This window comes from Leptolyngbya sp. CCNP1308, assembly GCF_034932455.1.
In the GTDB taxonomy this organism is placed as follows: domain Bacteria; phylum Cyanobacteriota; class Cyanobacteriia; order Phormidesmidales; family Phormidesmidaceae; genus Nodosilinea.
The window spans coordinates 1-3,270 of the sequence record NZ_JAYGIH010000127.1 but is presented as its reverse complement, the minus strand read 5'-3'; the positions used below and the strand labels follow the sequence as shown (position 1 = coordinate 3,270).

The following is a 3,270-nucleotide window of genomic DNA, read 5'->3' as shown; positions in this document are numbered from 1 at the left end:
AGAAACGCTGGGTGGTCGAACGTACCTTCGGCTGGTTGATGGGATGCCGACGCTTGGTGCGAGACTACGAACGGCTACCAGAAACGTCAGAAACCCTCATCTACCTCGCCATGATCCGTATCATGGTCAGGCGATTGGCATGATTTTTGACCCCGTCCGACTTTTCAAACATCCTCTTACCTCTACGAGCCGCAACTTGGGGCATCTTGTTGAGTCGAGTTCTACTCTAGCCAGGTTATTAGCGATCGCAAAGTAGGTCTAGAGGGATTTACCCACCTACAATGAGTTTGTGAAGAGGCAGACTCGAAACCCATTAACCTACTCTCTACTCTTCACCCTCCTCATTGCCCTCGCTATCAAGTTTGGCCAGGCGAATGTGCTTATACCCCAACTTGATCGTGAACTCATCTCCAGTCTTGAGACCCATTTCCTGGGTGTATGCTGCGCCAATCACGATCTGACCATTCTTGTGAACCGTTAGAGTGTAGGACGGTTCCCGCCCTCGACCATCTGCCTTACCACTTTCTGGCTCAAGCTGAATTCCTTTGGCCGCTAGGAGAGCATCATAAAACTCAGCCAGGTTCACACGGGTCTGCCCTTCTTTACCAACTGTGTAGTAGCCACATTCCTTAGCGAGTTCCCGCTTAGTCAGGCCATCATTCTCTTTGACCTTGGCCAGAAGAGGCTTGCCTGTCAAGGCTTCCTTACTTTTCACTGCCATAATTCAAACCATCCATAGGGTACACATCAAAATTCAAGATGACTGCTAGAAAGACTCTAGAATCATTTATTCCTCTATTACTTCCACTCTATCCAACGACTTGAAGAAAGAATCAGAGGTAATTTAATTTATCCTACACTGATTATAGTTACTAACAGATTCAGTGACTCGATATTCAGGGCTGATATTCAATGAAAAACACCCTTAGGAATAATTACGCCATCAGGTCTGCGAACCTAACTACCCAATGAGTCGTTGTAGGACAATCGCGCTTTACTGTAGACGGTACAAACGCAATCGTTGAGACGGCCAACAACACAGAGGATGCCTGGTTCTATGAAATAGTGCTCTGCTCTGATTAGAGAGAGTTGTCTGCTGGAAATGGCGACGAACGAAAGGGCGCGGAGTGACCAGGCCAATCCGAATTATTGAGAAAGTGTTCTGGGGATAATTAGTAACGCCAAGAATGTTGGATAGCCTGGTCACTCGGCGGGGGGTGGGGTGGGGCAGTAGGGAGGAAGTCGGCAGGAAGTTAGAGCGGCGTGAAGCGCGGCTCGTGTTCCTCCAGCGAGGGTTTGGCCTGAATTTGTTGCGATCGCATTTCCTCAACTAACGCAAAAAAAGGGGCCGAAGCCCCATGGCACTAATGCCCTAAACGAACCGGGCAAGACAAAAGCAACAGGTACTCTGCCCTGAGCGGCTGCCCTAAAGCCAGATGGTCGGCTACCTCAAAGGCCATGAGTCAAGATCAGACAGCCACATTGTCGTTGTAAGCCACTTGCTGAACGAAATCGTAGTAAGACTGGTACACGATTGAGAAACCCCACGCAACAACGGGGCTAAGAGCGGGGGAGGGCCAGGCCAAAGCAGCCCCAAGAACAAACGCGCAGCTCATTATTCCATCGGGCTGCTGTAGTGCATTTCAGCCTTGCGCCCCCCGCTACACTAGAGCCCCCTGCGTGCGGTATGCAACGAGAACTTATTCCATGAAGAGAGGCCGATGCTGCCGATCGCAAAGGTTGAGCATCCCTCGGCGGGTCAGGGGGCGTGGAGGGGTCAGGCTGTCTCAGAGTGTGGAATGAGTTAGCGGAGTGCGATGGCAGACCTAAAGCAGGTTGGATAGCCTGCCACCCCTCGACGGGGTGCGGGGTGGGGTTTTTGTAGAGCAGGTTGGCAGAAGGTAAGGTCGGCGTGAGTGCGCGGCCCGTGTTCCTCCAGCGAGGGTGTGTTCTGGGGAAGGATGAGGGCGATGCTCTTTCAGAGCGGCTTTGCCAACGCTGGCTACGACCTGCTAAACACCTAAGTCCTGCAAGGCAAAGCGGATCTGCTCCAGCCGCCTTTTATTCACGCCTAGATCAGACTCTCCTAATCGGGCTGCTGCTCGAACGTGTATAACTGGCTCATCCTCTGGCAAGAAGAATTCAGTATCGTCTACAAACCCCATGATGCGGCTGGTGGACTTAACTCGGATGTAGTTCTCTTGTTGGGTCACAATCTCAGTACGGGGCACAACTCCCAGCACTTTAGTCAGTAGCTCCCGAGCTTTATCCCGGCTGCCTGTATAGGCAATTGGCGCGATTGCGTGGTTCTCGTCAGAACCCTGGCTAACGACACAGTTTGGGTTTGACGGACAGGGAAATAGCTTACCATCCTGAATACCGAGTTTAGGCGTCTTTCCCTCGAACACCTGTGATAAACCAGGAATCGCACCTAGAGACTGAGGGGCAGGCGCTGCGATCGCAAAAGCTGAGTAAGTTGGGAAGGCCCACAATGCGATCGCCAAAAGGTACGCAAGGATTGAAGCCATAGGAGTTCGTCGAGGTACAACCCCACCATAGGCCAATCAGGCGCGGAGGGGGCCAGGCGGTGTGCTGGCCAGGGGGAGTCTGCTCGGGGCGATCGCAGAGATAGAGCGAGTTGGATGGCCTTATCCCTCGGCAGTGCTTGGGGTAAGGATTTTGTGGAGCAGTCTGGCTGAGAAGGATGACGGCCTGGAGTTTACGGAGCATTGCCCGGTTACTGAATGAGAAAGCTTAGGGCTGCGATCCCCTTCCTTCCACCGAATCTACTAACTCAACGACTACTTACTCAACGAGGGCTATCTGCCCTGCTGTCTCTGCTGGTTGGATTTTGCTTTGGGGTAAAGTTCGAAATAGGACTCAATATCCGTAATCAGCCAACTTCTCTTTGTATAAATTCGTGTGCGGAGAATCCAAGTGAGCTTTGCTTTCAAGCTTGCTCCTTTCTGTCTTTACTGGATGAGCGTAATTCAAATGATTGACGGTATTGACGTTGAGTATCTAAAGCATCGGCTCAATCTGCCGCCTCTACAGCGACATGAGCTGATTAAGTTAGCGGTCTGCCACGGTAGCTATATTAGAGGGTGTTTGAAAAGTCTGATGGAGTCAAAAATCATGCCAACCGCCTAACCATGATACGGATCATGGCGAGGTAGATGAGGGTTTCTGACGTTTCTGGTAGCCGTTCGTAGTCTCGCACCAAGCGTCGGCATCCCATCAACCAGCCGAAGGTACGTTCGACCACCCAGC

The 3,270-nt window shown here is 51.7% G+C and carries 4 protein-coding genes; 1 reads left to right on the top strand and 3 read right to left on the bottom strand.

What is annotated here, in order from left to right:
• A partial coding sequence (locus VB780_RS31230; RefSeq protein WP_323351519.1) for a transposase occupies positions 1 to 143 on the top strand: 143 nt, incomplete at its 5' end.
• Positions 144 to 325: 182 nt separating this feature from the next.
• On the opposite strand, the gene VB780_RS31225 is transcribed toward VB780_RS31230, so the two are convergent.
• The 3 genes from VB780_RS31225 to VB780_RS31215 form a co-directional block, all read right to left on the bottom strand.
• Positions 326 to 721 (bottom strand): AbrB family transcriptional regulator, encoded by a 396-nt coding sequence (locus VB780_RS31225; RefSeq protein WP_323355093.1) that lies wholly within the window; start codon positions 719 to 721, stop codon positions 326 to 328.
• A 1,291-nt stretch (positions 722 to 2,012) separates the two neighbouring features.
• Positions 2,013 to 2,528, bottom strand: a complete 516-nt coding sequence (locus tag VB780_RS31220) for a DUF1499 domain-containing protein (RefSeq protein WP_323355092.1) — start codon at positions 2,526 to 2,528, stop codon at positions 2,013 to 2,015.
• A 605-nt stretch (positions 2,529 to 3,133) separates the two neighbouring features.
• Positions 3,134 to 3,270 (bottom strand): transposase (locus VB780_RS31215; RefSeq protein ID WP_323355094.1); only part of this gene is annotated, 137 nt, incomplete at its 5' end.